A 4482-nucleotide genomic window follows, 5' to 3' on the forward strand; every position below is an offset into this window, starting at 1 on the left:
CAAGAAAGATGCTGAAATAAATTCAGCATGACGATCGCCTTTTGTAAACCGAACATTAACTTTTCTACACACCTACTTTTTGAGCTTTAAAAACGCGACCTTTGTAACCCTATGTTTTCTAAAATTTACACCAAATATAAGCCATATTACAAAGAAAATCTTCATTTGGCATTGCCAATTGTAGGTTCTCAGGTTGGTCATACTTTGGTACATATGGCCGATAGTATTATTGTAGGTCATTTTACTGATACCATTCAATTGGCGGCTGTTTCGTTAGTGAACAGCATATTTATGCTTATCCTCGTAATTGGTTTGGGTATTTCGTATGGGTTAACGCCGCTTATCGCACAGGAGAATGGTCGTCAGAATTATGATGAATGCGGAAAGCTTTTATCAAACAGCTTAATTATTAATATCTGTGTGGGGATATTTTTATACATACTGGTTCAATTAGGGATATTTTTTGTGATTGACCACCTGGAGCAAACGCCCGAGGTAGTGCGTTATGCAAAACCTTATCTGAATCTTTTATCTGTCTCAATTATCCCTCTACTGATTTTTCAGACTTTTAAGCAGTTTGCGGAAGGTTTGGGATTTACCAAACAAGCCATGTTTGTTTCTATCTGGGGAAATGCGATCAACATCATTTTAGGAATCATTTTCGTAAAAGGTATGTTCGGCATTAAATCGATGGGTGTTAGTGGTGTGGGGTTAAGTACTTTAATCGACAGGATTTTAATGGCCACCGTAATGTGTTTTTATGTATTACGTTCTCAGCATTTCAAAAAATACCTGATCAGTTTTAAAGCCACGTTTTTTGATAAAATAAGGGCGATTAAGATTGCTAAAATCGGGATGCCTGTTGCTATGCAATACGCTTTCGAAATCAGTGCTTTTAGCGGCGCTGCAGTGCTTATCGGTACAATTGGGGCCGTAGAACAGGCTGCGCATCAAATCGCGATTAGTTTAGCCGCCATGACCTATATGATTGCCAGCGGTGTAGCTTCGGCAGCCACCATTAAAACGGGAAATAACTTTGGTAAGAAAAATTTCGACGATTTACGTAAATCTGCCATAGCCAGCTACCATGTTATTTTGTTGTTTATGTCTATTACTGCAGTGATTTTTGTTTTGGCCAATAACATCATGCCCTTCATTTACACGGAAGATGCGGCTGTTATTCCCATTGCTGCCCAATTATTGATTATCGCTGGCTTTTTTCAGCTGTTTGATGGCACACAGGTGGTTGGCCTAGGTGTTTTACGTGGTATTGGTGATGTTAATATTCCAACTTTTATTACCTTTTTAGCCTATTGGGTAGTTGGTATTCCAATTGGTTATGTATTAGGCTTTCATTTTAACTTAGGCGTTAATGGCATCTGGTATGGATTAACCCTGGGTTTGTTAACGGCTTCTATCCTGTTGTTTATGCGTTTTCAGAATAAAACGAGGGCTTTGAAGGCAGGTGTGTTATGATTTTTAAATAGCTAGTGGTTAATTTACTTTGCGAAAATCAACATTGATTACCTTTTTAGCGCCATCAGGTTTTGGAAATGAATGCCAGTGTTTCATGGGGTACAGTAGTCCCGCTATCCGTTCCAGCCGATGCTGATTCAGTGGCGACTTTTTCGGTAAACAATCGGCATCTACTGCTATCGGGTTTATAATGAAAGGTTTGTGCAGGTAAAATCCGATGTTGATAGAAGGATCTACAACCAGGAAACGAAAAATTAACGGAGTCTATTTTATTACCTATGCGCTTTCAGAATAAAACAAAGGCTTTGAGTGTGGGGTAATTGTCAATCTGAGCGAAGCGAAGAATCTTAGTTAGTGGTCTTCGACAGGCTCAGAATGATAAATCTTTTTGAATTGGGGGATTAATACGTAGTTAAATATTTATGATGTCTCCTGCCAGTTGAAGGACCTTTACTCATTTTATTTACCCCCTACATTAACCACAACACCAATAGTGAAGATAGAATTGCCTGCAGACATGTATTTACGGTTCTTTAAGCCAATATTACTGCTGGTGGTATATTGTAGTTGAAAAGTTTTGCTGAGCGCCATACGCGTAAAGAAAACCGGTTCAAAGAAAATATTATCTTCTTTCGGCTGAACAATACCGTTTAAAAAGAACCTATCCATCTTAATATGGCTAATCCTTAATGCTGTACCATAGTTAATTGGGAAATCTGTTCCAAATAACCGAAGGTTGTTTTTCTTTTTCGAACTGTAATTAACCTGTAAAAATGTTTTCCGGTAATCTACTTCCTGCAATTCGCTGCTGATGAGGATGTCGTTTTTATAATCGCGGAAGGTAATATCACTCCAGCCCTTCCCTACGCCTGCATAAATTTCAATAATCCGGTTGTTATCCGGACCAAAAGTATCAAAGTATCCTCCCCCAATTTCGATAAGTTTATGCCCGAAATCTTTGCTTTTTCGTTCACTATTCATCCTCGAACCACTAAAAAGTACACCAATGTGATCAGAAACCGCATAAGCACCATTAACACTGGCATTGCCTTTTAAAGAGATGTGCGCGCCGCCGCTAAATTCGCCCTGTTTACTTAACATGGGGGTATTTGGTACGTTTGGCATATAAACAGAAGAACAACTGGCTGCGAAAAGCGCTAAAACTGGAAGTGTAAAACGTAAGTATTTAATCATAGATGTTATATAAACAGATTTTGATGGCAAAAATTGTGCTAATGTTCCATTTTCATGAAATCCATCACTCTTTTAAACTCATCGTGTAAACCGGCTTTTAAATGGATTTTTTCTTTTGTAACGGGATGAGTGAATGCTAGCTCCGAGGCATGGAGCAACATGGTTGTCATATCCCATTGCGCTTTAAAGAATTTGTTTTGTTTGTTGCAGCCATGTGTCCTATCGCCAATAATTGGATGTAGGATATGGCTAAAGTGTCTTCTCAATTGATGCATCCTCCCGGTTTTGGGTGTGGCCTCTACCAATGAATACCGTGAGGTTGGATGTTTACCGAAAGCTACGGCTACCTCCGCCCTTTGAAGTGTTCTAAACGAAGTGAAAGCATCCTGCATCGTTCCGTTTTCTTTGGCTAATGGATAATCAATGTCCATTGTATCAGGTGTAAAACCACGCAAGATAGCCAGGTATTTTTTATCGGTTTCTGCATTCATAAATTGTTGATGCATAGCGATTTCAGATACTTTGTCGAAAGCAAATAATAAGATTCCGCTTGTCTTCCTGTCTAGCCTATGTACCGGACTAACATGTTTGCCTACCTGGTCTCTGAGTAACTGAAGTGCGAACTCCGTGGCATCTCTTGCAATGGAAGATTGATGAACCAATAACCCATGGGGTTTGTTAATTGCAATTAGATTTTCGTCCTGATAAATAATCTCCAACATATGGCCGCGAAGATAAGGATATTCTGGTTTTGTGGATGAGCTTATCCAAATAAATCAAAAGCCAGGCGGTAGGTGTTGCAGTGCGCATCTACAATATCTCTGATATCGATCGAGTAGCCACCGCCCATACTCACCTGCACAGCCAGATTTTTATCTTTACAGGCCTGCAGCACCATTCTGTCGCGTTCTTTACATGCGGCCTTGCTTAATGCCAATTTGCCCAGCTTATCGGTAGAAAGCACATCAACCCCCGATAGATAAAATACAAAATCAGGTTTGGTCCTTTCGAATGCCTTTTTCAAATTTACCTTTAAAGATGATAGATATTCTTCATCCTGTACACCATCATTTAAAGGAACATCCAGACTTGACATTTCTTTTCTGAAAGGAAAATTTTTATCGCCATGCATCGAAAAAGTGAACACCCTTGGCTCCTTTTGAAAGATTTCTGCCGTGCCATTTCCCTGATGTACATCTAAATCGATAATTAAGATCCGCTTAGCTAAATTTTTATTTAACAAGTAATTAGCTGCAACAGCCTGATCATTCAACAAACAAAAACCTTCGCCCCAATTGCTGCCTGCATGATGGGTGCCACCTGCTACATTAAAGGCAATTCCGTTACTCATTGCAAAATGGGCTGCATCGATTGTACCTTGAGCAATTCGCAGCTCGCGTTCTAATAGCTGCGCGTTTAATGGGAAACCTATTCTTCTTTGGTCTTTCGCTGAAAGTGTTAAATCTCTAAGCTGTTCCCAATATGTTTTTTCGTGAGTCAGGAGTATAATATCTTCCGAAACTGGTTCTGGGCTAAATAAATTCTGCTGTGCTATAGTCCCTTCATGTAAAAGTTGTTCGGGTATCAATTCATATTTCAGCATCGGAAAACGGTGCCCTTCTGGTAAGGGGTGTGCGTAGAGTGGATGCCAGGCAATCTTAATCATTAGCCTAAAATTTCCTCCACGTGTTTTTCGATGTTCGTGCAGATCTGATCCACAGGAAGATCGTTCGCATCTTCTCCAAATGGGTTTTCTATTTCTTCAGCTATTAACTCCAAACTCGCTAATACATAGAGAATAAAGGGAACAAT

At 39.6% G+C, this 4482-nt stretch carries 5 protein-coding genes; 1 reads left to right on the plus strand and 4 read right to left on the minus strand.

Annotated features, from left to right (window positions below; genetic code table 11):
* Positions 1-111: 111 nt before the first annotated feature.
* Positions 112-1476 (plus strand): MATE family efflux transporter, encoded by a 1365-nt coding sequence (locus AC1DPQ_RS18835; protein WP_477583412.1) that lies wholly within the window; start codon positions 112-114, stop codon positions 1474-1476.
* 459 nt (positions 1477-1935) lie between these two features.
* Here the strand turns inward: AC1DPQ_RS18835 and AC1DPQ_RS18840 are convergent, their stop codons facing one another.
* The 4 genes from AC1DPQ_RS18840 to AC1DPQ_RS18855 are packed head-to-tail and all read right to left on the minus strand — an operon-like array spanning position 1936 to position 4482.
* Positions 1936-2670 (minus strand): hypothetical protein, encoded by a 735-nt coding sequence (locus tag AC1DPQ_RS18840; RefSeq protein ID WP_477610525.1) that lies wholly within the window; start codon positions 2668-2670, stop codon positions 1936-1938.
* A gap of 38 nt (positions 2671-2708) precedes the next feature.
* Positions 2709-3392, minus strand: coding sequence for a pseudouridine synthase (locus AC1DPQ_RS18845; protein ID WP_477583416.1), 684 nt, complete (start codon positions 3390-3392; stop codon positions 2709-2711).
* A 41-nt stretch (positions 3393-3433) separates the two neighbouring features.
* Complete coding sequence (locus AC1DPQ_RS18850) at positions 3434-4336, minus strand: histone deacetylase family protein (protein WP_477583418.1); 903 nt, start codon at positions 4334-4336, stop codon at positions 3434-3436.
* Complete coding sequence (locus tag AC1DPQ_RS18855) at positions 4336-4482, minus strand: hypothetical protein (protein ID WP_477610526.1); 147 nt, start codon at positions 4480-4482, stop codon at positions 4336-4338. Before AC1DPQ_RS18855 ends, AC1DPQ_RS18850 begins: the two co-directional genes overlap by 1 nt.

It is taken from the genome of Pedobacter sp. 01T416_2, from assembly GCF_056398925.1.